This is a genomic window from Occultella kanbiaonis, assembly GCF_009708215.1.
Classification (GTDB): Bacteria; Actinomycetota; Actinomycetes; order Actinomycetales; family Beutenbergiaceae; genus Occultella; species Occultella kanbiaonis.
This window is the reverse complement of the sequence record NZ_CP046175.1, coordinates 136612-160607: the sequence shown is the minus strand read 5'-3', so window position 1 is coordinate 160607 and position 23996 is coordinate 136612. Positions and strand designations below refer to the sequence as shown.

The following is a 23996-nucleotide window of genomic DNA, read 5'->3' as shown; positions in this document are numbered from 1 at the left end:
CGGGCAGCGCGGTCGGTTGCCTCAGGTGCCCACGGACTCCGGCGACGCCGCGTCCACGATGGTGCGCACCGCCGTCGGGAGTTCGGACGCCTCGGTGACCGTGTAGAGGCGGCGGGCGTCCGCCGTCGGGATCTCCGCCTCGAGCTCGTGGGCCCAGGTGAGGTGGTACGGGACGTGCACGCCCCAGCCGCCGAGCGCGAGCACCGGTGCGATGTCCGAGCGCAGCGAGTTCCCGATCATCACGAACTCCGACGCGCCGGCGTCGAACTCGGACAGCAGCCGCGCGTAGGTGGCCGTGTCCTTCTCGCTCACGATCTCGATGCGCCGGAACAGGTCGCCGAGGCCGGAGTCCCGGACCTTGGCCTCCTGGTGGAACAGGTCGCCCTTGGTGATCATGACGATCGGGTGGTCCGCGGCGATCTCCTCGACCGCGGCCCGGACCCCTGGCAGGAGCTCGACCGGGTGCGCCAGCATCTCCTTGCTGAGGACGACGATCCGATGCAGGTCGGCCGCGCCGATCCGCTGCTCGGTGACCTCGATGGCGGCCTCGATCATGGACAGCGCCATGCCCTTGACCCCGTAGCCGAACACGGCCAGGTTCGCCCGTTCGATGGCGGCGAGCCGGTCGAGCGCGCCGGGGCCGCTCACGTGCGGCGAGACGATGCGCTCGAACTCCGCCTGGGCGGCGTCGAAGTAGTCCTCGCTGCGCCAGAGCGTGTCGTCGGCGTCGAAGGCGACCATGCGGATCGGCGGCATTGCTCGAGTGTAGGCAGCGGCCCTGCGAGACTCGCATCGGAAATACCTTGGCGCACGGCGCCGACAGTCGTAGATTGGCCGCACACGCGAAAGGAGGTGGTCCGAGACGTGAAGAATCTTGGGACTCGTGAGGTGGCTGTCCGCTAGCCGCTCGTCAAAGTGAACGGACGGCATGCCGTCTCCACGGCGCGCGAGCGCTAGCGAGACCACGGCAGCCACCGGAGCCCTGCGGGGCCGCACCTTCGTCCAGTGCGGCACCCCGACACCACGTCGGGAACCGCGGGGCTTCTTCATGCCCGAAATCCCCGCACCGCTCACCGCCCTGGTGCGCGCGGGCTCGAGTTCGCAACGCGCGGACCAGCGATCTCACCGCCTCGGGTACTAGGTCAGAACCCGGACCGCACGGCCCAGGGCCGTCCGGCACAGTCGGTAGACATGTGACCATTTGGTCACCTATCCTGGGTCCGTGACGGATGATGAGGACGCGGTCTTCAAGGCCCTCGCGGACCCGACGAGGCGCCTGCTGCTCGACCTGCTGTTCGCCCGGGACGGGCGAACGCTGGCCGACCTCGAGTCGCACGTCGAGATGACCAGGTTCGGTGTGATGAAGCACCTGAGGGTCCTCGAGGAGGCGAGTCTCGTCGTCGCGGTCCGGTCCGGCCGGGAGAAGCTCCACCACCTCAACCCCGTGCCGGTTCGGCTGATCCATGACCGCTGGATCAGCAAGTACACCGAGCCCCGCGTCGCGGCGCTCGCCGATCTCAAGGCAACGCTGGAGGATTCCGATGACTGACCCGACCACCTCGGCCGCAGAGCCGCCCGCCCCCGCCACGCAGATCTACCACGTGTTCATCAGAGCGACCCCGGAGGCGATCTGGGAGGCGATCACCAACCCCGAGTTCACGGCCCGGTACTTCTACGGTGCCCGCAACGAGATCACCGCGGAGCAGCACCGTTCGACCGGCCCGAACGGTGAGGACTGGGGCACGTCGCCGACGCTCGAGTTCGATCCCCCGCGCCGCCTCGTGCACACGTGGTCGTCGGCCTACGACGACGACCTCGGGGCGGAACGGCCGAGCCGGGTCACGTGGGAGATCAGGCCCGAAGGGGAGGTGTGCCTGCTCACGGTCACCCATGACCGCCTCGAGGGTGCGCCGCGCACGGCCGATCACGTCCGCGGCGAGGGCTGGATGATGGTGCTCTCCGGGCTGAAGACCCTGCTCGAGACGGGCGAGCCGCTCGTCCGCTGATCGGATCGGCGCAGGGGTGCGCCGACCGGCCGAGGCGAGAGAGGGGCGTCGCGGCCACCGGTGGACGGGTCGTGGCAGGGTGGACCCATGCAGCTGCGCATCTTCACCGAACCCCAGCAAGGCGCCACCTACGACGACCTCCTCGCCGTCGCCAAGGCCACCGAGGAACTCGGCTTCGACGCCTTCTTCCGCTCCGACCACTACCTGACGATGGGCGGCGACGGCCTGCCCGGGCCCACCGACGCGTGGACCACGCTCGCCGGCCTGGCCCGGGAGACCTCCCGGATCCGGCTCGGCACGCTCGTCTCCTCCGCCACGTTCCGGCTGCCCGGCGTGCTCGCCATCCAGGTGGCCCAGGTCGACCAGATGTCCGGTGGCCGCGTGGAGCTCGGCCTGGGCTCGGGCTGGTTCGAGGCCGAGCACACCGCCTACGGCATCCCGTTCCCGGCCAAGCGGTTCGGGCTGCTCGAGGAGCAGCTGGAGATCATCACCGGCCTGTGGCGGACGCCGGTCGGCGAGGCGTTCTCGTTCAGCGGCGAGCACTACCAGCTGACCGACGCGCCCGCGCTGCCGAAGCCGGTGCAGTCGTCGGTCCCGGTGATCATCGGCGGACAGGGCCCCAAGCGCACGCCGGCGCTGGCGGCCAGGTTCGCGTCCGAGTTCAACCTCGGCTTCGCCGAGTTCGACGAGATCGCACCCAAGCTGGACCGCGTCCGGGCCGCCTGCACCGAGGCGGGCCGGGACCCGGACTCGCTGACCTACTCGGCCGCGCACGTCCTGTGCGTTGGCGCGACCGAGGCGGAGTTCACCCGTCGCGCCGCCGCCATCGGGCGCGAGCCGGCGGAGCTGCGCGAGCACGGCATCGCCGGCACCGTGGCCGAGGCCACGGATCGCCTCGCCGGCCTGCGTGGGTCCGGGGTGGAACGGGTCTACCTACAGGTGATGGACCTGCACGATCTGGACCATCTGGATCTGGTCGCACGCGAGATCGCGCCGCACGTGGGTTGATGCCATGCGCTTCACGATCAAAGGTCGATCACACCACCTCACGCAGGAGAGCGTGCGCGAGTCGCTCGCCGGGCACCGGCCCGCGCGGGTCCAGCTCCACTGGGTCGCGGTGGCTGGTCTGCACTGGCCGGTGAAGCAGGCGCTGGAACTGAGCATCGGGCTGTACCGGGCCGACTTCACCACCGATACCGCGCGCCGGATCTTCCAACAGCTGGGATTCCAGGTCTCCTCCCCCGCGACCGGTCGGACACGGCGTCAGAGCACGCCGACCACCCGGCGACCGGAGGACGTCACCGACGCCGCCGGACTCGCCTGGCAGAACCTCTCGAGGGCGCTGGTGACACCGTCCCTCGGCCGGTTCGTCGACGACTGGGAGCGCGCCCTGTCCGGCACGACGGCGGCCGCCCCGCAGTCCCCCGACGGTGACGCCCGCCGCGTGGCGGCGGAGTCGCTGGTGTCCGATCCGGATGCCGCCGCCGAGCTGATCGAGTACGCCACCCTCGCCCGCCGGCGTGCGGACCGGCTGTCCGCGGTGAGTACGGCGACCGCCGTCGCGCTCGGCCTCCAACGGATGCTCCGCAACGGAGAACGGATCCTCGAACCTCCCAACCTGACCGGCCGGGCGCGCCCGGGCTTCGACCTCACGACGACGCACCGGCGCGCACAGTTCGTCATCGGCCCGCTCACCTCGAGCAACACCGTGCGGCAGCGGCGGGCGATCTCCTCCGTGGTGCGCCTGGCCCTGGATGCGTCCGGAGCGGATTGCGAGCTCTGGACGTCGGACCCCCTGTTCGCGGATTTCCTGCGCTCCACCGACGAGACCGTGGAGTGGGGCCTGTCGCGCTCGCCCCGTGCGCTGCGGGAGGCGTTCGAGGAGGTCTACTCCTCGACCAGGATCCCGGTCCGCGTGTTCGTGAACGGGCCGGCCGGCGACGTCGCCCTGCGGGACCTGTCCGCGCTGGTGCCGCAGGCCCGGCTCATCGACTGAGACCCGCCGCGGGCGTCAGTCGCCGGTCTCCAGCGCGGCCACCGCTCCGCGCACGTGTGGCTCGCGGAGATGGCGCCTGCGTGCCCTGCCGACGCGGCCGGCAGCCCGGCGGGCGGCGTAGTCGGAGGCTCGCACGACCTCGATCGAGCCGTCGGGCAGCGCCCGGGTCATGGTCGGGGAGAACGGACGGGCGGCGAGCCACAGCCGCACGTCCTCCACCCGCCAGAGCGGGGTCGCCCCGGCCCGCCAGGCGGGCTCGGGGAAGCCCGACGAGGAGTCCCGGCGGTACGAGCGCAGCGTTCCGACGGCGATCGCGGCCAGGGCTGCGATCTCGCGCAGGCTGAGGTAGCCGGGCAGCGCCGGGGCCACTCGCGTGGCCGGGTCGTCCAGGTCCTGCTCGGGGTCCGGCACGGGTGCGTCGTCAAGGTCGCGGTCGACCAGCTCGGGGTCGCTCACCTGGTGCTCGCCGGCTCACCGAGCGGGTGCTGCAACGGCCAGTCCTGGTTCTCCAGGATCACCTGGAGGGCGGCGCCGCTGCCGCGGTGCACGATCACGGGTGCCATCAGGTTGACGGTGGTGGTCTCGCCCGCCGGGTTGGCGACCACGAACACCTCTGCGTCGCTCGCGTCCACCAGGCCGAGCCGGTTGCCCTGCTCGGCGGAGAGGACCGGGGCGTACCCGGGCAGGTGCGTGTCCGCGTCGATGAGGAACAGCCGCAGGCCGTGGCCCCCGGCGGTGGTCAGCGTCAGCAGGCCACGGGCCCCGGGCACCGGTGTCAGTTCGAACTCGACATGCGGGGCAAGCCCGGGGGGCGGCGTGAGGAAGGAGATCGTGCTCATCGCAGGAAGTCCAGCAGGCTGTTCTGGAGTACCCGCGCCGTGACGCCGAGGGCACCCTGGTAGGCGACCTCGGCGGACTTCAGGTCGATGATCATCCTGGCCATGTCCACATCCTCGACGGCGGAGAGAGTGCTCTCCAACCCTCCCATGCGTTCCTGTGTGGCCACCTCGGCCACCTCCAACCGGTTGTATCGGGTGCCGACGGCCGTGAGTTCGCCGAGCATCTGCTGCCGGCGCCCGTCGATCTCGTCGATCCGCGCACTCACATCCGCTCCCGAGCGAAGGTCCGCCGCGAGGTCGGACATCAGGGCGAAGACCGACCCGGCTCCTGAACCGAAGACTGCCGCTCCGTCGGCGTCGACCCGGACCGAGTCGTTCGCGCCGATCCGGCGCTGCACCGTGGCGCCCGGGACACCCGTGTAGGTGCCGTCCGGGTCGAAGGCGGAGGCCTCGTCGGAGGTGCCCGCGAACACCGATCGCCCGCCATAGGTGACGTTCGCCTGGACCAGCAGAGCCTCCCGGATGCCATCGATCTCCATGGCGAGCGCCTCTCGGGCCGCCGGGGCGGTCGCCCCGTTGGCGCCCTGGATGGCCAGATCCTGGGCCCGCCCGATCAGGTCGATCCCGGCCTGGATCGCGGAGTCCACGGTGGTCAGCCAGCCGAGTCCGTCCTGAGCGTTGCGGGCGTGCTGCTGCGCGACGCGGTGCTCGCCACGAAGCCGCAGGGACTCCGAGGTACCGGTCGGGTCGTCGGAGGGGCGGGAGATCCGGGTCCTGCTGGTCGCCTGCTCGGTGAGCTTGTTCAGCTCGGCCAGCGAGGCCTGCAGGTTCTGCGCCGCGGTGCGTGCGGTCATCTGGTGCGTGACACGGGTGATCATGGCCGCTACCTCCCGACGATCCCGGTCCGGTTGATGAGCGTGTCGAGCATCTCGTCGATCGCCGTCATCACCCGGGCGGAGCCCTCGTAGGCGCGTTGGAAGGTCATCATGTTCATGGTCTCCTCATCGAGGTCGACACCGGCGTTGCCCAGTTGCAGATCAAGGGCCGACCCGGCGGCGAGCGCCGCCAGGGTGGCGCTCTCCGATTCAGCCCGGGCGCGCACGCCGGTCGCGGTGACGAACGTCGCCCAGCGCGCGTCGGGCGCCTGCGGGCCGGAGCCGAGCTGCGCGATGGCGTCGGCCACCGAGCCGTCCTGGCCGCCTGCTCCGGGGGCGCCGGTCGCCACGGCGCTGGCGACCACCCGCAGCCCCGCGGCCGCCGGGGCGCCGGCGGTGAGGCCGAAGAAGTCCCCACCCGCGACGCCGTCGACGGTCTGGCCGGTGGCGTGCACGGCGTTCACCTTCGCCGCGAGGTCCGTGGCGAACGCGTTGTATGAGGCGGCGGCCTCGGCGAGCACGCCGCCGGTGCCGGTGCCGTTCGCGGGAGCGAGGAGCGAGATGGTACCCGCGAGCTCCCCGCCGCCCAGTCCCGCGGGCACGCCCGGCCGGTGGGCCCACTCCACCCGCACCGGGTCCGAGGCGGCGTCCCCCATCCGTCCCGCTCCGGCGACCTGGACCGGGTTGTGCGTCGTCCCGGACACCAGTGGGTTGCCCCCGACCAGGACATCCACGGTGCCGTCCTCGCGCTGGCGGACCTCCCCACCGGCGATCGCAGCGATGGTGGTGGTCAGGTTCGACCGCTGGTCGAGGAGTTCGTTCACGGAACCACCGGCCGCGGCGGTGGACCTGATCCGTCCGTTCAGCTCGGCCACCGCGGCGGCAGCGGTGTTCAGCTCGGCGACCAGGGCGTCGGCCTGCTCCCGGGCGCGCCCCCATTGCGCGTCCACCTCGGCGTAGCCCTGGTTCACCCCGATGGCGACGGCGGCCGCAGCCGCCAGGACGACGGTCTCGGACGCCTGCTCGCCGGGGCGGTTCGCCAACTCGGACCAGGATGCCCAGAAGTCGTTGAGCTTCGCCGCGAGCCCGTTCTCACCCGGTTCGTTCAGCGATCCCTCGAGTGCCGCGAGCGCCGAGGCCCGGACGGCGCTGAAGCCGTGCGACGAGGCGGTACCGCGGACCCGGGCGTCGAGGTAGGAGTCCCCGAGCCGGGTGACACCGTCCACCCGGACCCCACGTCCGGGCTCCGGTGTGCCGGCGAACAGGCCGAGCGCGCTCGGCGAGCCGATGCCCGAGAGCTCCACGCGCTGTCGGGTGTACCCGACCGTGTTCAGATTGGCGACGTTCTGGGCCACCACGTCGAGGGCGCGACGCTGGGCCGTGACGCCGAGGTAGGCCGTGTTCAGTCCGGCGAAGGTGCTCATGGTGTCCTCACAGTCTCTTGTCCACGAGGCGCGCGCCGACCGGCTCGGCCCGGCTGGCCCCGTGGGAGTCGTACGTTCCCGTCGCACCGTCGAGTCCGGCCAGGGTCTCCTGGGCGGCGCGCAGCCCGGCGCGCAGGAACTGCGCGTTCGCATCCCGCAGGTCGCGGATCCGAGTGGTCAGCGTGGTCAGTGCGGTGAGGTGCTCGGTGAGCACCTCGTCCCACGGCGCCGGCGCGTGCTGGATCAGCTCGCGCAGGCTGCTGCCGTCGGCGGCGCCCCACCGGGCGGCCACACCGGCCGCCTCCACATCTCGAGCCAAGCCAGATTCGTATAGACGCTCGACGACCTGTTCCACCTCGCGAGTGGCATTCGCGAGCCAGTCGGTACGCCCAGCGGTCAGCAGCAGCTGCTCCTCGGTCAACTTGAACAGGAGCAACTCCAGCAAGTTCCTTTGGTGCCATATGGCGGCGGACAACTCCTGCACTCCCATGCCAACCCCGATCCGGTCCGACGCGAGGACTCGTTCCCTCGCACCGATCACTCTCGGCATCCGTGCTGCACCCGTAAGGTCTAGTCCAACGTCTATACATGGGGTAGTGTCACCTCCGCACGACGGCGGGCCGATACGGCGCCACGACCGATCGTGCTCCGTTCCAAGGTCCCGGGGGTCCGAGTCGTGAATCGTGCCGAGCGCAATGCGGTCGTGGTGGCGAACCTGCCACTGGTCGGCTATCTCGTCGCCGACGTCTGCCGGCGGGCCACGCACCTGAGCCGCGACGATCTGGCCTCGGCCGGTGCGGTGGCCCTGGTGACCGCCGCCGACGCCTTCGACCCGACCCTCGGAGTGCCCTTCGGCGCCTACGCCCGGCAGCGGATCCTCGGTGCGCTCGCCGATGAGATGCGTGCAGGCGACTGGGCCACCCGCGGTGCCCGCAGCCGGATCCGCCAGACCCTGACGGTTCGCGAACAGCTGCGCGCCACCCTCGGCCGGGAGCCGGCCCGCGAGGAGCTCGCGGATGCCCTCGGCGTCGACCCGGCCGGCGTCGACGCCGCCCTCGCCGACGCGGCCCGTACCGTGCAGCCGCTCGACGAGGTCATGGTCGACCGGCTGCAGGACGCGAGCGACTCACCGCAGGACGCGGTACTGGTCGCCGAGCGGGCCACCTACGTACGGGCCGCGGTCGCGGCGCTGCCCGAGCGGATGCGCTACATCACCGAGCAGGTGTACTTCGCCGACCGCACGGTGAACGAGATCGCGGCGGAACTGGGAATCTCCCACGCCGCGGTGTCGCAGCAGCGGGCCGAGGCGGTCCGGTTGCTCCGAGACGGACTCGCCACCCACTACGGCGACGATGACGCAGCCGCGCCGGAACCGACGTCACGGGTCGCGCCGTCGCGACGGCTCGCCTTCCTCACCGAGCTCGCGGCCCTGACGCAGGGCGGCTTCACGCGGCCGGAGTCCGTGCGCGCCGTGTCCTGATCGGCCGAGGTTCGACCGGACTGCTTACATCCGCCCGACGGCGGCCGAGAGGTACCGGTGACCGGCCCACGGATGGGCCGGGCACGACCAGCCCACTCACGGAGGAAAGCATCATGGGTTTCGCCATCAACACCAACACCGCGGCGGCCAACGCCTACCGCAACCTGTCCATCACCCAGGACCAGCAGGCCAAGTCCCTGGAGAAGCTCTCCTCGGGTCTGCGGATCAACCGCGCCGGTGACGACGCGGCCGGCCTGTCCATCGCCGAGGGCCTGCGCAGCCAGGTCAACGGCTACACCGTGGCCGCCCGCAACGCCCAGGACGGCATCAGCGTCGTCCAGACGGCCGAGGGCGCGCTCGGTGAGGCGCACTCGATCCTGCAGCGGATGCGTGACCTCGCCGTCCAGGGTGCGAACGACACGAACAACGCCGAGTCGCGCACCGCGATCTCCAACGAGCTCACCGACCTCACCGCCGAGCTCACCCGGATCGCGGAGAGCACGAACTTCAACGGCATCCAGTTGCTTGACGGCACCGCGACCGACCTCACCCTCCAGGTGGGTGCGGACTCGGGCGCCAGCTCGCAGATCACGGTCGGCCTGGCGGCCAACAACCTGTCCACGATCGTGACGGACATGACGACGGCCGGTGTCGCCGTGACCGACGCGACCGCGGCCCAGACGGCCATCGACTCGATCGACGCGGCCATCGGCTCGGTCTCCACCGGCCGTTCCGAGCTCGGTGCGACGCAGAACCGCCTCGAGTACGCGGTGAAGAACATCAACGTCTCCATCGAGAACCTGACCGCGTCCGAGTCGCGCATCCGCGACGCGGACATGGCCAAGGAGATGGTGGACTTCACCCGCTCGCAGATCCTGTCCCAGGCCGGCACGGCGATGCTCGCGCAGGCCAACCAGGCGCCGCAGGGCGTTCTGCAGCTGCTCCGCTGAGCCACGGCCGGCCGGTGACCCCCCACCGGCCGGCCTCCGGTTCCAGCGGTCATGACCGACGCCCGGGGCGGGTGCCGCCCCGTCCGGCCACCACCCCGGGCGTCGCCGTCACACCGGCCCGTTGCGCCCACCCACCTGATCGGAGTTCTCGCGATGGCCTCCTTCGGCATCGACGGCATCATCAGCGGCCTCGACACCGCCTCGCTGATCAATGCGCTGCTCTCCGCGGAGGCCGGCCCCCAGCGCATCCTCACCTCCAAGCGCACCGCCGCCGACAACCTGATCACCGCGTGGCAGTCGCTGAACACCAAGATCGCCGCCCTGACCGAGCGCGCGGAGGGCCTGCGCACCGACACGGGGCTGCAGCCGCGCACGGTCACCAGCAGCAACCCGGCCGTGACCGCGACCGCGAAGGACGGCGCCGGGATCGGCGACCTGTCCGTCGTCGTCTCCTCCGTGGCCCGTACCCAGACCTCGGTGACGGCCGCGATGTCCGCCTGGGACACCGACCCGGCCGTGCTCACGGTCCGGTCCGCGAGCGGTGAGCTCACCGAGATCACCGCCACCGGCGCCGAACTCGACGCCGTGGTCGCGGCCGTCAACACCTCCGACGCCGGCGTGCGCGCCACCAAGGTGGCCGCCGGGCTCGACCCTGTGACCGGGGAAGCCCTGCACCGGATCCAGTTCACCGCGGCCGCGTCCGGCGCCGACGCCGCGTTCGAGGTCTTCGCCGGTTCCGCCGCCGACGTGACGGCAGGCACCGCCGCGGACCTGTTCACCCGCCCGGGCGCCGCGCACGTACGCACGGCGGCCGACGCCGTCGTGACGCTCTGGGCCGGCACCGCAGCCGAGCAACAGGTCACGTCGGCCACGAACACCTTCACCGACCTCCTGCCCGGCGTGGACCTGACGGTCTCCGCGGCCGGTCCGGACCCGGTCACCATCACGGTGGCCGCCGACGTCGACACCCAGACCACCGCGGCCGAGGAACTGGTGGGAGCGCTCGCGCAGATCTTCACCGAGATCGCCGCCCGGAGCCGGGTCACGTCCACGATCGGCGCCGACGGGAAGGCCGTCGTGACCGGCGGCCTGTTCGCCGGCGAGTCCACGGTGCGCGACGCCTCGTCGCGGCTGCTGACGGCGGCGACCGCACCGGTCGACGGCAGGTCCCCGTCCGAGATCGGCATCGTGATCACCCGCGACGGCACGGTCGAGTTCGACGAGGAGATCTTCCGCGAGGCGCTCGCCACCGACCCGAACCGGGTCACCGCCACGCTCGCCGCCATCGCCGGTCGCGTCGCCGAGGCAGGGGCGGCGTTCTCCGCACCCAAGACCGGCCTGCTCAGTGCCCGGATCACCGGCGAGCAGGACCACGTCAAGGACATCGGCACCCAGATCGCCGAGTGGGACCGGCGGCTCGAATCACGCCGCGAGACGTTGCAGCGCACCTACACCGCGATGGAGGTCGCGCTGTCCCGACTGCAGTCGCAGCAGTCCTACCTCACCTCACAGCTCGCCAGCCTCGCGACCTCGTCCACGGCCTGACCGGCCCCCGAACCACCCGAGAGGAGGCAGCCCCGCCCGGGGCGCGCCACCGATGTCCACCTACACCGCAGCCCGGCAGTCCTACCTCCAGGACCAGGTGCTCGCCGCCTCCCCCGCCCGCCTCGTCACGATGCTCTACGACCGGCTGCTGCTGGATCTCAGCCGGGCCGAGGGGGCGCTGGAGCTCGACGACTGGGCCGGGGCCCGTGGCCACCTGATCCACGCCCAGCGCATCGTGACCGAGCTGATGACCACCCTGGACGTGGATGCCTGGGACGGCGCAGCCCAACTGCACGCGATCTACGCCTACGCGCTGTCCACCCTGCTGACCGCGAGCACGACGCGGGACCCCGGCCTCGTCACGTCGGTGCGCGAGCTCCTCGAGCCGATCCGGTCGGCCTGGCACGAGGCCGCGACGAACCTGCCGGCCCTGCGCAGCGCAGCGCCGAACGGCTCGCTCGGCGTCGCCTGATGACGCACGCCGACGCGGCCGGCGCCCTCGCGCCCCTCGCCCCGGGCGAGCCGGCCACCTGGGCCGAGTTCCTCGACACCCTCGAGCGAGAGGCCCGGCGCACCACCGTGCCGACGCCGAGCACCATGACGACGACCACGATGCCGGGGCCCGACGGCGCGGCCTGGGTGCCGCCGTCGGGCCTCGGCCCGCTGCCGGCCGGGCTGGCCGACCGAGCCCGCATGGTCCTCGCCACCCAGCAGGAAGCCGCGGCGGCCCTGACGGGCACGATGTCCGCCGCCCGCCGGCACCGTGCCGCGCTCGCCGCGGTACCGAGCGCGGACGCCGGACACCCGGTCTACCTGGACGTCACGGGCTGACGCTACCCGTCAAGACGCGAACGGCCGGACCTCGCTGAGAACGCGACACCGACCGTGTTCAGTGTCTATACATTGAGGACGCGGGACCCCTTACCGTCGACGTGCTGCTGCCGAGAGAGGGGAGTGAGCACGGATCGCTCACCCCCTCGGCCACGGATCGGCCATCGCAGTCTCGACGCTAGGTGAGTGTCCTTGTGTTGGAATCCGTGACCGCGCTCGCGATCTCGAGCGCCCTGGATGGCCTGTCGGCGCGACAGCGTGCCATCGCCTCGAACATCGCGAATGTGAACACCCCGAACTACACCGCCCGCCGGGTCGCGTTCGAGGACGCCATCACCCGGTCCGTGGCGGCGGGCGACGGGCGCGCCGACGCCACCGAGCAACGCTCCCTCGAGCCGACCCGGCTCGACGGCAACAACGTCAACCTCGACACCGAGACGCTCTCCAACATCGACACGGTGCTGCGGTTCCAGTTCGCCGCGCGGGCGGCCGACGGCCCGTTCACGGCACTGCGCACGGCGATGCGGACGAACTCATGACCTTCGACGCGATCGGCGTGGCCGGCACCGGGCTGACCGTGCACCGCAAGTGGCTGGACGCGATCAGCGACAACATCGCCAACGTCAACACGGTGACCAGCACCGACGGCGAGGCGTTCCGGGCCCGGTACGTGCTCGCCACCGCCGGCGAGGACGGTGGCGTGTACGTGCAGGGTGCCGCGTACGGGGACGCCGAGGGCCGGCTCGTGCACGAGCCGGACCACCCGCTCGCCGACGCCGACGGCTACGTGCGCTACCCCGACATCGACATGGCCGCCCAGATGTCGCAGCTCATCCTCGCCCAGCGCGGCTACCAGGCCTCGGCCGCCGTCGTCGACCGGGCCAAGGACACCTACACAGCCGCCCTCCAGATCGGACGAAACTGATGCCCATCGAAGCCATCGGCGCGCTCGGCGCCGCGCTTCCGACCGCCGCCGCTCGCCCCGACGGGCTCGACCGGGCCGCCCCGACCTCCGGGACGGACGGGTTCGGCACGGCGCTGACCGGCGCCCTCGAGGACCTGCAGGCCCTGCAGGGCACCTCGGACGAACTCGCCATCAGGGCGGTCAGCGGTGACCTCACCGACATCCATCAGGCCACCCTGGCCGCCACCCGCGCCCAGGTGACCCTCGAACTCGTCGCCACCATCCGGAACAAGGGCGTGGACGCGTTCAACGAGATCATGAGGATGCAGGCCTGATGGCGGCGACCCTGACGTCCTGGTTCGGCCGGCTGATGGAGTCGGTCCGCTCGTTCAGCCTCGCTCAGCGCACGCTGGCGCTGATCGGGATCGCCGTGCTCGTCCTCGGCACCGTCGCGCTCTCGTCCTGGCTCACCCGCCCGTCCTTCGCGCCGCTGTTCTCCGGACTGTCGCCCTCGGACGCGAACACGATCGTGGACCAGCTCCGCACCAACGGCGTCGAGTACCAGCTCACCGACGGCGGCTCCACGGTGCTCGTCCCCGAGGACGCCGTGTACGACCAGCGCCTGCAGGCGGCCGCCGCGGGGCTGCCGAGCTCGTCCACCGGCGGGTACTCGCTACTCGACGACATGGGCGTGACGACCAGTGAGTTCCAGCAGGAGGTCACCTATCAGCGCGCCATCGAGGGCGAGCTGGCCGCGACCATCGGCGCCATGACCGGCGTCCGGACCGCCTCGGTGCGGCTCGCGATCCCGGAGGAGACCGTGTTCGTGTCCCAGGCCACGAACCCGACCGCGTCGGTCTTCATCGAGACCGAGGAGGGTGTCTCGCTCAACTCCGACCAGGTGCAGGCCATCGTGCACCTCACGTCGGCGTCCATCGACGGGATGTCCCCCACGGACGTCGCCGTCATCGACGCCACCGGACGAGTCCTCTCCGCCGTCGGGCAGGGTGCCACCGGCACCCCGGACCAACAGGCGAGCGACCACGAGGAGCGGGTCCGCGCGCAGGTCCAGGCCATGCTCGACCAGGTGCTCGGCGCCGGGAACTCGACGGTGGTGGTGGCGGCGCAGGTCTCCACCGAATCGGCCGAGCGGCTCGAGGAGAGCTTCACGGCCCCGGAGGGGACGCCCGCGCACTCGACCTCCAGCACCACCGAGACCTACACCGGCTCCGCGGGGACCGGCGCCGGAGTCCTCGGACCGGACAACATCGCCGTCCCCGACTCCGAGGGCGACGGCGGGGACTACAGCTCGGAGTCGGAGGTGCGCGACAACGCGCTCAACTCCGTCACGCAGACGACGTCCATCCCGGCCGGCACCCTGGTCCGCCAGTCCGTGTCGGTGGCCGTGGACACCTCCGCCGCGGCGCCCGTGAACATGGCCGAGCTGTCCGCGCTGGTGGCCACCGCCGCGGGGGTGGACACCGCTCGCGGTGACCAGGTCACCGTCACCCCGGTGCAGTTCGACACGTCCTCCGCGCAGGAGGCGCAGGACGCGCTCGCCGCTGCGGCTGCCGCCGAGGCGGCGCAACAGCGCGCGGACCTGACCCGCACCGGGATGATCATCGCCGGCGTCCTTGCCGCCGTCATCATCGCGCTCGTCATCTACGCCCGGCGCAACCGCCGCCAGGAGCGGAGGTCGATCGACCTCGGCCCGGCGACCATCGAGCAGCTCGAGGACGAGCACCAGCCGGAGCTGCTGGGCGAATCCGAGCCCCGGTTGGAACTGCCACCGCCACCGTTCCTGGACAACGGGCCGGAGGACCTGCTCCGCAAGCGCGCCGAGCTCGACGCCATCGCCGAGCACGATCCGGAGCGCATGGCAGAGGCCCTGCGTGACCTGATGGACGAACGGCGCCCGGTGTGAGCGCGACCGACACCGACCTGACCGGCGTGCAGAAGGCAGCCCTGCTGCTCATGCAGCTGGACACCGAGCGCGCCGCCAAGGTGATGCAGCAGTTCTCCGAGGCCGAGGCCGAGGAGATCACGGCGGAGATCGTCCGGTTGCGCCGGGTCGACCCAGCGGTCGCCGACGCGGTCATCTCCGAGGTCCACGACTCCACGATCACCGGCCGGTTCCGGTCCCGCGGCGGCAAGGACGTGGCGACGGGCCTGCTGGAGGCCTCGTTCGGTTCCGAGCGGGCCGCCGGCGTGATGACCCGGGTGGAGTCCACCATGGCGGGCCAACAGTTCGAGTTCCTCGAGACCGTCGAGGATCCGCACCTGCTCCAGCTGCTCGACGGCGAGCACCCGCAGACCATCGCGCTGGTGCTCGCGCACCTGCGCCCCGAGCGCGCCTCGGGCGCGCTCGCCGCGCTCCCGGACCAGCTGCGACCCCAGCTCGCACGGCGCATCGCCACCATGGGGCCCACGTCGCCCGAGGCGGTCTCGATCATCGCCGAGTCGCTCAAGCAGCGCGCGGGTGCCGCGGCCGCGTCCCGCGAGCCCGCGGACACCGTCGGCGGCGTGGCACCGCTGGTCGAGATCATCAACCGGGCCGACAAGCGCACCGAGACCGCCGTCCTCGAAGGGCTCGACCGGCTCGACCCGGAGCTCGCCGAGGAGGTCCGGGCCAGGCTGCTCACGTTCGCGGACGTGGTGCACGTGGATGACCTGGACATGCAGCAGGTGCTGCGCGGGATCGACCCGGCCACCCTCGCGATCGCGCTCCGCGGCGCGGCGCCGGCGATCACCGACAAGATCACCGGCAACATCTCCGCCCGGAACCGGGAGGTCCTGGAGGAGGAAGCCGCCCGCCCGGTGCGGCTGCGGGCATCCCAGGTCGAGGACGCCCGCACCGAGGTGGTGCTCGCGATGCGGAGCCTCGAGGCGAGCGGCGACCTCGTGGTCGTGCGCGGCTCGGAGGACCGCTATGTCGACTGACGCAGGCCGGCTGCCGGCGGCGTTCGCGCCTGCGGTCTTCCCCGCCACCGGGGCGAGCCCGGACCCACGCGGCCAGGAGCAGGCGCAGCGCCGAGGGCACGCGGCCGGATACGCCGCGGGTCTACGCGCCGCCCGGGCCACGCTCGCCGAGCGGCTCACCGAGCTGGAGACCGAGCACGAACGGCACGACGCCGAACGGAGCGCCGCCACCGCCGGCGCCGTGGCGGCACTGTCCGCTGCCGCTGCGCGCCTCGATGCCCGGGAGACCACGACCCTGTTGGACGCCCAGGACCAGCTGGCCGCCGCCGCCGTCGACCTCGCCGAGGCCGTGCTCGGCATCGAGCTGGCCGACGGCGACACGAGCGCCCGCGCCGCCCTCACCAGGGCTCTGGCCGGGGTCCGGCACGAGGTGGTCCGGACCGTCCGGATGCACCCGGACGACATCGCAACCCTCGCCGGGGCGCAGGCGCCGGTCGACCTGGTCGCCGACGCCGCTCTCACCCGCGGCGACGCGATGGTGGACCTCGACGCCGGCTTCCTCGACGCCGGCATCCGCACGGCGCTCGGACGCGCCCGGGCCGCCCTCACCCAGGCCCCGTCATGACCGCGACCCTGCGGCCACACCCGGCTCGCTTCGCCCGCGCGCTGCGGGCCGCACGGCCGGAGCGGGTCGGCGTGGTCACCAGCGCGGTCGGTCTCGGTCTCGAGATCGCCGGGCTGGAGGCGCCCATCGGAGAGCTGGTCACCGTGGGCGAGGGCCCGACGGCGGTGCACGCCGAGGTGGTCGCGGCCACCTCCGCGGGGGTGCGGTGCATGCCGCTCGGCCGGATGACCGGTCTGGTCGCCGGCGCTCCCGCGCGGACGCGCGGGACCGGGATCCTGGTGCCCACCGGTGCGGGCCTGTTCGGCCGGGTCCTGGACGGCCTTGGCCGACCGATCGACGGCCGCGGACCGCTCACCCACGTGCGGCACGTGCCGGTCGCGAACTCGGCGCCGGCGCCGCTCGACCGTGCCCGGGTGGCCGAGCCGCTGAGCCTGGGGGTCCGCGTCCTGGACACCCTGACCAGCGTCGGGCGTGGTCAGCGGCTCGGGCTGTTCGCCGGCTCCGGCGTCGGGAAGTCATCGCTGCTGTCCATGGTGGCGCGTGGCACCGAGGCCGAGGTCTCGGTGATCGCGCTGGTCGGTGAACGTGGACGTGAGGTCCGGGAGTTCCTCGAGGACGATCTCGGTCCGGAGGGTCTGGCTCGATCCGTGGTGGTCGTGGCCACGTCCGACGAGCCCGCGCTGGTGCGGCTGCGCGCCGCGTTCGTGGCGACCCGGATCGCCGAGTCGTTCCGGGACGGCGGCGCCCACGTGATGCTGATGATGGACTCCCTGACCCGGGTCGCCATGGCGCAGCGGGAGATCGGGCTGTCCGTGGGCGAGCCGCCGGCCACCCGTGGCTACCCGCCGTCGACCTTCTCACTGCTGGCCGAACTCCTGGAGCGCGCCGGCACTGCGGCGCAGGGGTCCGTGACGGGCATCTACACGGTGCTCGTCGACGGCGACGACCACAACGAGCCGATCGCGGACTCGGCCCGGTCCATCCTGGACGGGCACGTGGTGCTCGACCGCAAGCTCGCCGTGGCCGGCCACTTCCCCTCGGTCGACCCGCTCGCCTCGATCAGCCGGCTCGCGAACCGGGTCACGGCGCCGCAGCAACGTGCCGACGCCACCACCCTGCGCCGGGTGCTCGCCGCCCGTGCCGCCGCGCGCGACCTGCTGGACGTGGGTGCCTATCAGCGCGGCGCGAACCCGCTCGTTGACGCCGCCCTCGAGCACGCCGGCCAGATCGACGCGTTCCTGCTCCAGGAACTGTCCGAGGCCGCCCCGGCCGACGATTCGTGGGCCCGGCTCGCCGGGCTCGCCCGAGCGCTGGGAGGCGCCCGATGAACTTCCCCCTCGCCGGCCTCCTCCGGGTACGCCGTCTGCAGCAGGACCAGCGGGCCGGTGACCTGGCCCGCGCGAACCGGCGCCACCGGGAGGACGTGCGGCGCACCGAACGCCTCGCCGGCGTCCTTGCCGGGAGCCCGGTGGAGGTCGAGGACCGGGCCACCCTGGTGGCCCTGGTCGCGGCACGCGCCTCCGCGCGCGGCCTTCTCGCAGAGCTGCGCGCCACTGAGGCCGGATCGGCGACCGACGTCGAGGCCGCCCGCGTCGCACACCACGACGCGCGCGCCGCGACGACGTCGTTGGAGAAGCTCGAGGAGCGTCACGCCGCGCTCGTGACGCTCGAGGACCTCCGTGCCGAGCAGGGCGCGTTGGACGAGACCGCCGGGCAGGCGTGGGCCCGGTCGAGGAAGGGGCCGGACCGATGACGATCGCGATGATCTCCGCCCGGATCGGGCAGATCGAGCAGACGATGGCGCAGCTGTCCGCGACGATCCAGGCGCCCGTCGTGACCGCGTCCGCGTCCGCCACCTCGGCGACCACCACGGCGACGGCCACGTCGACGGGCGGGCTCACCGGCGCGACCGCCGGCGCCGACCAGGCGCTGTTCGCCACGGCGCTCGCCACCGCGCAGGCCGGCGGGACCGGTTCGGCTGACGTGGTCCCGACGGCGCCGGCCGGCACGAGCGGGACACCCGTCACCGCCGGCACCGCCACCGGCGCCGACCTCGTCACGGCGGCCCGGAAGTACCTCGGTACCCCCTACGTCTGGGGCGGGGAGTCGCTCGCCGAGGGCGGCCTGGACTGCTCCGGCCTGGTGCAGCTCGCCATGAAGGACCTCGGCGTGGACGTGCCCCGCACCGCCCGAGCGCAGATGACGATCGGCACCGAGGTGGCCTCGCTCGCCCAGGCCCGGCCCGGTGACCTGATCATCACCCGCGGCGGCGGCCACGTGATGATCTACCTCGGCGACAACCAGGTGCTGCACTCCCCGCGGCCCGGGCAGGACGTGCAGATCAGGGACATGTTCGAGACCGACGCGGACATCACCTCGATCCGACGCGTGCTGCCGACCGGCGGGCAGGACCTGGCCACCGCGGCTGCCCGCGACGTGGTGACGGCGGGCTCCCGATGAGCGCACCGACCTTCCCCTCGACCACCCGACCACTCGGACCGTCGGCCGGAGCGGTCCCGGCCCACCCTCGGACCGACCGGTCCGGGCCGGCGTTCCAGGACGTGTTGTCCGCGCACACCGCGACACCGTACGAACCCCGGAACACCCGGCCGACCGACCGGTCCGGTCACCGGGCGGAGTCCGCTGAGCCCGGGCCCGGGACCGACGCGACCGCCGGGCTCGGGGCGACCCCGGCCGGGCCGACTCCGGCGCCGACACCGGCCGGACCACCACCGGCCGCTGTGCCCGGCGGCACGGCCGGCGCCCCGCTCGGAGTGACGCCGGCGGCCGCGGGTGCTCCGGGCGTCATTGACGCCGCGACAGACGGCGCCGGCCTCGCAGCCGCGGCAGACCCCGACGGCGCGACGCCGGCCCCGAGCGCGGGCGGCGGTCCGGCTGGTTCGGACGGTTCCAACGGCTCCGTCGGTCCCCTCGGTGCACCGTCGGTCGTGGCCGGTTCGGCGACGGCCGGGCACTTCCGTGCCGCGGGCGCCCCGGGCAACTCGAGCACCTCAGGCACGGTGGGCGCCCCGGGCACACTGGGCGCCCCGGGCACCGCGGGCGGTTCGGGCACAACGGGCGGTTCGGGCACAGCGGTCGCCGTCGGCACGAACGGCGGCGCCGGCACTGCGGGCACCGCCGCGTCACCGGGCGTCGCCGCCGCACCGGACGCCGTCACCACGGCCGGCGCCGCGGGCCCCCTGACCGGCGCCACCGAGCCGGGTCCGGCGGGCACCGGCGCCGCCTCGCCGAACCAGACCGCCGGACAGCCGGCCCCGGTCCTCGGGGACCCGGACTCGGCGACGGCAGGGCTGAGCCGGTGGGCATCGGCCGGTTCCGACGGCGACACCCCTGGCGCACCCTCCGTCGGCACGGCACCCTCGGGCGGCGCACCCACCGCCGGCCGGGACCCTGCGTCGGCGCCCACCCTGACGGCGCCCCTGACCGCACCGGTGCCCAACGTGCCCGTCACCGCGACGGCGAGCCCCGCCGTCGGGCCGTCCGCGTCACCCTGGCCGGCCACAGCGCAGCTGCTCGACGGCCTCCTCACCCTGCGCTCGACACCGGCAGGGCAGCACACGCTCACGATCAACGTCACCCCGGACCACCTCGGGCCGATCGCCGTCCGGGCCCACATCGGCGCGGACGGGATCCGGATCGAGCTGCACACGCCGGACGCCGGCCGCGAGGCGCTGCGGGCGATCCTCCCGGACCTTCGCCGTGACCTCGCCGCCGGCGGCCTGACCGCCACGCTCGACCTGGACGCCGGACCCGGGGACCACCCGGGCGCGGGCGCCAGGGCCGACGCCGACGGTGACGATGCGCGTCGCCGCGAACCCGCCCCCGGTCCGATCCAGGCTCCCGGACCCGGCCACGCCCCACGCCCGTCCGAGGCCGGCCGAGCGCCCGGTCGCCCCGGCGGAGCCGCCGCACTCGACGTCCTGCTCTGACAGAAGGAGACCCCGATGCCCATCTCGACGCCCATCCCACCGGTCGGTGCCGCCGCCGGCGCGCCCCCCACACCGGCCGCGCCGAAGCAGACCCTCGACTCCGAGGTGTTCCTTGAACTGCTGGTCACCCAGCTGCGCAACCAGGACCCGTCCTCGCCGATGGACACCACCCAGATGATCCAGCAGACCACGCAGCTGGCCAGCATGGAGCAGCTCACCTCGCTGGCGCGCCTGACCGAGGAGTCCTTCTCCCTGCAGATGCGATCCGCTGCCGCCGAGCTGCTCGGCCGTGAGGTCAGCTATCTCGACGCGGACGGCGCGACCCACACCGGGATTGCGAGCGCCGTCTCGTACGCCGACCAGGTGCCGACCGTGATGGTCGGCACCGAACGCGTGGCCCTCGACGCCGTCAGCGGCCTCACCGCCACCACCGACGCCTGACCCACCACCTCATCGACAACCGAAAGGCAGACCCATGCTGCGCTCACTCACCTCCGGAATCACCGGCCTGCGCGCCCACCAGCAGATGTTGGACGTCACCGGCAACAACATCGCCAACGTGAACACCACCGGCTTCAAGGCGGGCACGATCCGGTTCCAGGACACGCTGTCCCAGATGGTGCAGAACTCCGCCGGCCCGCAGGCCGGTGCCGGCGGCACGAACCCGGCCCAGATCGGCCTCGGCGTCCAGGTTGCCGGCATCTCCACGACGTTCACCCAGGGCGCGGCCCAGTCGACCGGACGGGCCTCGGACATGATGATCGCCGGCGACGGGTTCTTCGTGGTCCGCAAGGGCAACGAGACCCTCTACACGCGGGCCGGTGCGTTCGACTTCGACGGCGCGGGCCGGCTCGTCACCACGGACGGTTCTTTCGTGCGGGGCTGGGCCGCCGTGAACGGACAGGTCAACCCGACCGGCCCGCTCACCGACATCACCCTCCCGGTCGGTGCCCTCGCGTCGGCCGAGGCCACCACCACGGCAACCGTGGGCGGCAACCTCCCGGCCGACGCCGAGGACGGGACCCAGCTGGTCCGGGACGTCGAGGTCTACGACGCGCTCGGCGGCACCCGCCGGCTGTCGCTGACGTTCGAGTTCACCACCGCCGGTGGCTGGACCGTCGCCGGGTCAGACGGGGCCGCCACCGCGCCCGCGCAGGCCTTGACGTTCACCGACGGCAGGCTCACCGGCGGCGGCACCCTCACGGTCGGCGGGGTCGGTGTGGACCTGACCGGGGTCACCGGCTACGCCGAGCTCAGCTCGGTCGAGGTCACCGACGTCGACGGCCGCGGCGTGGGCGAACTCGAGTCGTTCACGCTGTCACCCGACGGCACCCTGATCGGGTCGTTCTCGAACGGGGTGAAGGAGGCCATCGGGCGCATCGCCCTGGCCGGCTTCACGAACCCGGCCGGCCTGGAGAAGGCCGGCGGCTCGCTCTACCGGGCGTCCGCCAACTCCGGGGCCGCCGAGGTCGGCACCGCGGCGGCGAACGGTCTCGGGCAGCTCATCGGCGGCGCCGTGGAGATGTCCAACGTGGACCTGTCCCAGGAGTTCACGAACCTGATCGTGGCCCAGCGCGGCTTCCAGGCGAACTCGCGGATCATCACCACCTCCGACCAGGTCCTCGAGGAGCTCGTCAACCTCAAGCGCTGATCGCCACGGGGTCCCACCGGGCCTTACCCGACCAGCCCTCCGGCCGACAGTGGACTCCGAGGCCCGATCGGGCCCTGCCCGCAGCTAGGACAAGCCCATGATCATCCTCACGCGCCTGAACGGCACGACCTTCGCGATCAACCCGGACCTGGTCGAACGCATGCACGCCACGCCGGACACCACGCTCATCCTGGTGGACGGCTCCAAGCACGTGGTTGCCGAGGCGCTCGACGTGGTCCTGGACCGGATCATCGACTTCCGGGCCGCCGTGGTCTCCCGGGCGCGGGACCTGCCCATCACCACCGACCGGACGCAGTTCGGGCTCGTGCCACCCGCCGTGGCCGCCGGCCCATCGGCGCCCGTGGCTCTGCGACCCCGCAAGAAAGAGGATCCGACGTGGACCCCGCAACGCTGATCGGCATCCTCCTCGCGTTCGGTGCCCTGGTGGGCATGGTCACGCTGGAGGGTGCGAGCCTCACGTCGCTGCTGCTTCCGGCGCCGATCCTGCTCGTGGTGGGTGCCACCATCTGTGTGGCGATCGCCGGCGGAACGCTCGCGGACGCCGGTCGCGCCCTGAAGGGCGCCGGTCAGGCGTTCCGGGGCAAGCCGGTGCCGCCGGCCCGGACGATCACCACTCTGGTGGAACTGTCCGAGAAGGCGCGCAACGACGGGCTGCTCTCCATGGAGAGCATGCTCGAGGAGGTCGACGACCCGTTCCTGCGGGAGGCGTTCCAGGCGATCGTGGACGGCATGGACTCCGAGGAGCTGCGTCAGCTCCTCGAGGACAAGCTGGACACCAAGTCCGGCCGGGACCGGCAGGTCGCCAAGTTCTACTCCGACATGGGTGGCTACGCCCCCACGATCGGCATCGTCGGCACCGTCGTGTCGCTGGTGCACGTGTTGGAGTACCTGTCCGAGCCGGCCACCCTCGGCCCTTCGATCGCGGCGGCGTTCGTGGCGACCCTCTGGGGCGTGATGACCGCGAACTTCCTCTGGCTGCCGATCTCGAACCGACTCAAGCGTCTGTCCGATCTCGAGTGCGACCGGATGACGCTCGTCATCGAGGGCGCCCTCGCCGTGCAGGGCGGCTGCCAGACCCGCGCCCTGGACGAGCGGCTCCGCGCCCTCGTCCCGGACGACCTTCCGCAGGAGAAGGAGAAGGCGGCATGAGCCGCGCCCGCAGCCGCACCCGGCGCGGCCACGGCGACCACAGCGGCCACGGCGAGGAGGGCGCCGACGAACGCTGGCTGGTCTCCTACTCGGACATGATCACGGTCCTGATGGCGCTGTTCATCGTGATGTTCGCGATCTCCAGCGTGGACCAGGGCAAGTACGACGAACTCCGGAACGCGCTGTCCTCGGGCTTCGGTCAGACCGACCTCGGCCGGCTCGACGTCGCCGAGGGCGTGGTGGTCCCGCCCGAGATGATGCCCGATCCGGCGTCCGCGCCGCCGCCGGAGACCGACACCGAGCAGGCCGCGCTGGAACTGGCCTCGTTGGAGCAGCTCCGGGACGAGGTCGCGGCCGCTCTCGCCGCCCACGGGCTCGAGGGAGCCGCCCGACTCACCCTCGACGAGCGGGGCCTGACCATCGGCCTGGTCACCTCCGAGATGTTCTTCGAGCCCAACCGGGCCGATCTGACGACTCGGGCCGTGCAGGTCCTTGACGCGGTCACTCCCGCCGTCGTGGCCTCCGGGTACAACGTCTCGGTGGAGGGGCACGCCGACCACCGCACCGGCACCTACCCGTTCCCGACGAACTGGGAGCTCTCCTCCGGTCGCGCCACCCAAGTGGTCCGGCACCTGATCGGCACCGGTGGCATCGGTCCGGAGCGGATCGCGGCCGTCGGGTTCGGCGACTCCCGCCCCCTGGCGGACGGCTCCGACCCCGACGCCCTGGCGATGAACCGACGGGTCGACATCGTGGTGCTCTCGGACGCGCCGGAGTCCGTCCGCCAGTTGCTGCCGGAGCTGCTGTCCCAGGAATCCTGAACATCCACCA

Annotated in this window: 30 protein-coding genes; 24 read left to right on the top strand and 6 right to left on the bottom strand. The window is 72.6% G+C overall.

Annotation, left to right across the window (positions count from 1 at the left end; all coding sequences use genetic code 11):
• Nucleotides 1–21: 21 nt before the first annotated feature.
• Nucleotides 22–756 carry an HAD family hydrolase gene (locus tag GKS42_RS00750; RefSeq protein WP_154792101.1) on the bottom strand — a complete coding sequence of 245 codons (735 nt, stop codon included), beginning with the start codon at nt 754–756 and terminating at the stop codon, nt 22–24.
• Nucleotides 757–1222: 466 nt separating this feature from the next.
• Here GKS42_RS00750 and GKS42_RS26330 point away from each other — a divergent pair, with 466 nt between their 5' ends.
• The 4 genes from GKS42_RS26330 to GKS42_RS00735 all read left to right on the top strand — a co-directional run bounded on the left by GKS42_RS26330 (nt 1223) and on the right by GKS42_RS00735 (nt 4002).
• Complete coding sequence (locus GKS42_RS26330; RefSeq protein ID WP_168217683.1) at nt 1223–1549, top strand: ArsR/SmtB family transcription factor; 327 nt, start codon at nt 1223–1225, stop codon at nt 1547–1549.
• Nucleotides 1542–2006, top strand: coding sequence for an SRPBCC domain-containing protein (locus tag GKS42_RS26325; RefSeq protein WP_168217682.1), 465 nt, complete (start codon nt 1542–1544; stop codon nt 2004–2006). Before GKS42_RS26330 ends, GKS42_RS26325 begins: the two co-directional genes overlap by 8 nt.
• 87 nt (nt 2007–2093) lie before the next feature.
• The gene (locus GKS42_RS00740; RefSeq protein WP_154792100.1) at nt 2094–3014 is read left to right on the top strand and encodes an LLM class F420-dependent oxidoreductase; all 921 of its coding nucleotides are present in this window, start codon (nt 2094–2096) and stop codon (nt 3012–3014) included.
• Nucleotides 3015–3018: 4 nt separating this feature from the next.
• Nucleotides 3019–4002 carry a hypothetical protein gene (locus GKS42_RS00735; protein WP_154792099.1) on the top strand — a complete coding sequence of 328 codons (984 nt, stop codon included), beginning with the start codon at nt 3019–3021 and terminating at the stop codon, nt 4000–4002.
• A gap of 15 nt (nt 4003–4017) precedes the next feature.
• Here the strand turns inward: GKS42_RS00735 and GKS42_RS00730 are convergent, their stop codons facing one another.
• From GKS42_RS00730 to flgN, 5 genes are read right to left on the bottom strand one after another with little or no spacing between them, the layout of a single operon-like run.
• Nucleotides 4018–4458: a hypothetical protein gene (locus GKS42_RS00730; protein WP_154792098.1), complete on the bottom strand. Its 441-nt coding sequence runs from the start codon at nt 4456–4458 to the stop codon at nt 4018–4020.
• Nucleotides 4455–4841 carry a flagellar assembly protein FliW gene (locus GKS42_RS00725; protein WP_154792097.1) on the bottom strand — a complete coding sequence of 129 codons (387 nt, stop codon included), beginning with the start codon at nt 4839–4841 and terminating at the stop codon, nt 4455–4457. Before GKS42_RS00725 ends, GKS42_RS00730 begins: the two co-directional genes overlap by 4 nt.
• A complete protein-coding gene (flgL, locus tag GKS42_RS00720) occupies nt 4838–5719 on the bottom strand; it encodes a flagellar hook-associated protein FlgL (RefSeq protein WP_154792096.1) in 882 nt (293 codons plus the stop codon). The genes GKS42_RS00725 and flgL overlap by 4 nt, the downstream gene beginning before the upstream one ends.
• Nucleotides 5720–5724: 5 nt before the next feature.
• Nucleotides 5725–7140 carry a flagellar hook-associated protein FlgK gene (flgK, locus tag GKS42_RS00715; protein WP_154792095.1) on the bottom strand — a complete coding sequence of 472 codons (1416 nt, stop codon included), beginning with the start codon at nt 7138–7140 and terminating at the stop codon, nt 5725–5727.
• 7 nt (nt 7141–7147) lie between these two features.
• Nucleotides 7148–7630, bottom strand: coding sequence for a flagellar export chaperone FlgN (gene flgN / locus GKS42_RS00710; RefSeq protein ID WP_154792094.1), 483 nt, complete (start codon nt 7628–7630; stop codon nt 7148–7150).
• A 186-nt stretch (nt 7631–7816) separates the two neighbouring features.
• Here flgN and GKS42_RS00705 point away from each other — a divergent pair, with 186 nt between their 5' ends.
• The 20 genes from GKS42_RS00705 to GKS42_RS00610 all read left to right on the top strand — a co-directional run bounded on the left by GKS42_RS00705 (nt 7817) and on the right by GKS42_RS00610 (nt 23986).
• A complete protein-coding gene (locus GKS42_RS00705; RefSeq protein ID WP_154792093.1) occupies nt 7817–8620 on the top strand; it encodes a sigma-70 family RNA polymerase sigma factor in 804 nt (267 codons plus the stop codon).
• 113 nt (nt 8621–8733) lie between these two features.
• Nucleotides 8734–9570 carry a flagellin N-terminal helical domain-containing protein gene (locus GKS42_RS00700; RefSeq protein ID WP_154792092.1) on the top strand — a complete coding sequence of 279 codons (837 nt, stop codon included), beginning with the start codon at nt 8734–8736 and terminating at the stop codon, nt 9568–9570.
• Nucleotides 9571–9723: 153 nt separating this feature from the next.
• Nucleotides 9724–11115 (top strand): flagellar filament capping protein FliD, encoded by a 1392-nt coding sequence (gene fliD / locus GKS42_RS00695; RefSeq protein ID WP_168217681.1) that lies wholly within the window; start codon nt 9724–9726, stop codon nt 11113–11115.
• Between the two features lie 52 nt (nt 11116–11167).
• A complete protein-coding gene (fliS, locus tag GKS42_RS00690) occupies nt 11168–11587 on the top strand; it encodes a flagellar export chaperone FliS (protein WP_154792090.1) in 420 nt (139 codons plus the stop codon).
• On the top strand, nt 11587–11946 hold the full coding sequence (locus GKS42_RS00685) for a hypothetical protein (protein WP_154792089.1): 360 nt from the start codon (nt 11587–11589) through the stop codon (nt 11944–11946). Before fliS ends, GKS42_RS00685 begins: the two co-directional genes overlap by 1 nt.
• Nucleotides 11947–12140: 194 nt before the next feature.
• Nucleotides 12141–12485: a flagellar basal body rod protein FlgB gene (locus GKS42_RS00680; protein ID WP_154792088.1), complete on the top strand. Its 345-nt coding sequence runs from the start codon at nt 12141–12143 to the stop codon at nt 12483–12485.
• The gene (locus tag GKS42_RS00675) at nt 12482–12871 is read left to right on the top strand and encodes a flagellar basal body rod protein FlgC (protein ID WP_154792087.1); all 390 of its coding nucleotides are present in this window, start codon (nt 12482–12484) and stop codon (nt 12869–12871) included. Before GKS42_RS00680 ends, GKS42_RS00675 begins: the two co-directional genes overlap by 4 nt.
• On the top strand, nt 12871–13185 hold the full coding sequence (gene fliE / locus GKS42_RS00670; RefSeq protein ID WP_154792086.1) for a flagellar hook-basal body complex protein FliE: 315 nt from the start codon (nt 12871–12873) through the stop codon (nt 13183–13185). The genes GKS42_RS00675 and fliE overlap by 1 nt, the downstream gene beginning before the upstream one ends.
• Entirely contained in the window at nt 13185–14774 is a 1590-nt protein-coding gene (fliF, locus tag GKS42_RS00665) for a flagellar basal-body MS-ring/collar protein FliF (protein WP_154792085.1), read from the top strand. The genes fliE and fliF overlap by 1 nt, the downstream gene beginning before the upstream one ends.
• Nucleotides 14771–15790 carry a flagellar motor switch protein FliG gene (gene fliG / locus GKS42_RS00660; protein ID WP_154792084.1) on the top strand — a complete coding sequence of 340 codons (1020 nt, stop codon included), beginning with the start codon at nt 14771–14773 and terminating at the stop codon, nt 15788–15790. Before fliF ends, fliG begins: the two co-directional genes overlap by 4 nt.
• Nucleotides 15780–16394 carry a FliH/SctL family protein gene (locus GKS42_RS00655; RefSeq protein ID WP_154792083.1) on the top strand — a complete coding sequence of 205 codons (615 nt, stop codon included), beginning with the start codon at nt 15780–15782 and terminating at the stop codon, nt 16392–16394. Before fliG ends, GKS42_RS00655 begins: the two co-directional genes overlap by 11 nt.
• A complete protein-coding gene (locus GKS42_RS00650; protein ID WP_154792082.1) occupies nt 16391–17722 on the top strand; it encodes a FliI/YscN family ATPase in 1332 nt (443 codons plus the stop codon). Before GKS42_RS00655 ends, GKS42_RS00650 begins: the two co-directional genes overlap by 4 nt.
• On the top strand, nt 17719–18147 hold the full coding sequence (locus GKS42_RS00645) for a flagellar export protein FliJ (RefSeq protein ID WP_154792081.1): 429 nt from the start codon (nt 17719–17721) through the stop codon (nt 18145–18147). The genes GKS42_RS00650 and GKS42_RS00645 overlap by 4 nt, the downstream gene beginning before the upstream one ends.
• Complete coding sequence (locus GKS42_RS00640; protein WP_154792080.1) at nt 18144–18854, top strand: C40 family peptidase; 711 nt, start codon at nt 18144–18146, stop codon at nt 18852–18854. Before GKS42_RS00645 ends, GKS42_RS00640 begins: the two co-directional genes overlap by 4 nt.
• Entirely contained in the window at nt 18851–20344 is a 1494-nt protein-coding gene (locus tag GKS42_RS00635; RefSeq protein WP_154792079.1) for a flagellar hook-length control protein FliK, read from the top strand. The genes GKS42_RS00640 and GKS42_RS00635 overlap by 4 nt, the downstream gene beginning before the upstream one ends.
• 15 nt (nt 20345–20359) lie before the next feature.
• The gene (locus GKS42_RS00630; protein WP_154792078.1) at nt 20360–20785 is read left to right on the top strand and encodes a flagellar hook capping FlgD N-terminal domain-containing protein; all 426 of its coding nucleotides are present in this window, start codon (nt 20360–20362) and stop codon (nt 20783–20785) included.
• 34 nt (nt 20786–20819) lie between these two features.
• Nucleotides 20820–21995 carry a flagellar hook protein FlgE gene (locus GKS42_RS00625; RefSeq protein ID WP_154792077.1) on the top strand — a complete coding sequence of 392 codons (1176 nt, stop codon included), beginning with the start codon at nt 20820–20822 and terminating at the stop codon, nt 21993–21995.
• Nucleotides 21996–22092: 97 nt separating this feature from the next.
• A complete protein-coding gene (locus GKS42_RS00620; RefSeq protein WP_154792076.1) occupies nt 22093–22410 on the top strand; it encodes a flagellar FlbD family protein in 318 nt (105 codons plus the stop codon).
• Nucleotides 22392–23165, top strand: coding sequence for a motility protein A (locus tag GKS42_RS00615; protein ID WP_154792075.1), 774 nt, complete (start codon nt 22392–22394; stop codon nt 23163–23165). The genes GKS42_RS00620 and GKS42_RS00615 overlap by 19 nt, the downstream gene beginning before the upstream one ends.
• Nucleotides 23162–23986 carry a flagellar motor protein MotB gene (locus GKS42_RS00610; RefSeq protein ID WP_154792074.1) on the top strand — a complete coding sequence of 275 codons (825 nt, stop codon included), beginning with the start codon at nt 23162–23164 and terminating at the stop codon, nt 23984–23986. The genes GKS42_RS00615 and GKS42_RS00610 overlap by 4 nt, the downstream gene beginning before the upstream one ends.
• Nucleotides 23987–23996 lie beyond the last annotated feature (10 nt).

Bases quoted from the DNA above. Each gene is read 5' to 3' on its own strand.
- GKS42_RS00740 (WP_154792100.1), top strand. From the start codon at position 2,094: ATGCAGCTGCGCATCTTCACCGAACCCCAGCAAGGCGCCACCTACGAC.
- flgL (WP_154792096.1), bottom strand. From the start codon at position 5,719: ATGATCACCCGTGTCACGCACCAGATGACCGCACGCACCGCGGCGCAG.
- GKS42_RS00735 (WP_154792099.1), top strand. From the start codon at position 3,019: ATGCGCTTCACGATCAAAGGTCGATCACACCACCTCACGCAGGAGAGC.
- fliS (WP_154792090.1), top strand. From the start codon at position 11,168: ATGTCCACCTACACCGCAGCCCGGCAGTCCTACCTCCAGGACCAGGTG.
- GKS42_RS00685 (WP_154792089.1), top strand. From the start codon at position 11,587: ATGACGCACGCCGACGCGGCCGGCGCCCTCGCGCCCCTCGCCCCGGGC.
- GKS42_RS00675 (WP_154792087.1), top strand. From the start codon at position 12,482: ATGACCTTCGACGCGATCGGCGTGGCCGGCACCGGGCTGACCGTGCAC.
- fliD (WP_168217681.1), top strand. From the start codon at position 9,724: ATGGCCTCCTTCGGCATCGACGGCATCATCAGCGGCCTCGACACCGCC.
- GKS42_RS00610 (WP_154792074.1), top strand. From the start codon at position 23,162: ATGAGCCGCGCCCGCAGCCGCACCCGGCGCGGCCACGGCGACCACAGC.
- GKS42_RS00625 (WP_154792077.1), top strand. From the start codon at position 20,820: ATGCTGCGCTCACTCACCTCCGGAATCACCGGCCTGCGCGCCCACCAG.
- GKS42_RS00700 (WP_154792092.1), top strand. From the start codon at position 8,734: ATGGGTTTCGCCATCAACACCAACACCGCGGCGGCCAACGCCTACCGC.
- GKS42_RS00630 (WP_154792078.1), top strand. From the start codon at position 20,360: ATGCCCATCTCGACGCCCATCCCACCGGTCGGTGCCGCCGCCGGCGCG.
- flgN (WP_154792094.1), bottom strand. From the start codon at position 7,630: ATGGGAGTGCAGGAGTTGTCCGCCGCCATATGGCACCAAAGGAACTTG.
- GKS42_RS00645 (WP_154792081.1), top strand. From the start codon at position 17,719: ATGAACTTCCCCCTCGCCGGCCTCCTCCGGGTACGCCGTCTGCAGCAG.
- flgK (WP_154792095.1), bottom strand. From the start codon at position 7,140: ATGAGCACCTTCGCCGGACTGAACACGGCCTACCTCGGCGTCACGGCC.
- fliF (WP_154792085.1), top strand. From the start codon at position 13,185: ATGGCGGCGACCCTGACGTCCTGGTTCGGCCGGCTGATGGAGTCGGTC.
- fliE (WP_154792086.1), top strand. From the start codon at position 12,871: ATGCCCATCGAAGCCATCGGCGCGCTCGGCGCCGCGCTTCCGACCGCC.
- GKS42_RS00635 (WP_154792079.1), top strand. From the start codon at position 18,851: ATGAGCGCACCGACCTTCCCCTCGACCACCCGACCACTCGGACCGTCG.
- GKS42_RS00640 (WP_154792080.1), top strand. From the start codon at position 18,144: ATGACGATCGCGATGATCTCCGCCCGGATCGGGCAGATCGAGCAGACG.
- GKS42_RS00750 (WP_154792101.1), bottom strand. From the start codon at position 756: ATGCCGCCGATCCGCATGGTCGCCTTCGACGCCGACGACACGCTCTGG.
- GKS42_RS00655 (WP_154792083.1), top strand. From the start codon at position 15,780: ATGTCGACTGACGCAGGCCGGCTGCCGGCGGCGTTCGCGCCTGCGGTC.
- GKS42_RS00620 (WP_154792076.1), top strand. From the start codon at position 22,093: ATGATCATCCTCACGCGCCTGAACGGCACGACCTTCGCGATCAACCCG.
- GKS42_RS00650 (WP_154792082.1), top strand. From the start codon at position 16,391: ATGACCGCGACCCTGCGGCCACACCCGGCTCGCTTCGCCCGCGCGCTG.
- GKS42_RS26325 (WP_168217682.1), top strand. From the start codon at position 1,542: ATGACTGACCCGACCACCTCGGCCGCAGAGCCGCCCGCCCCCGCCACG.
- GKS42_RS00725 (WP_154792097.1), bottom strand. From the start codon at position 4,841: ATGAGCACGATCTCCTTCCTCACGCCGCCCCCCGGGCTTGCCCCGCAT.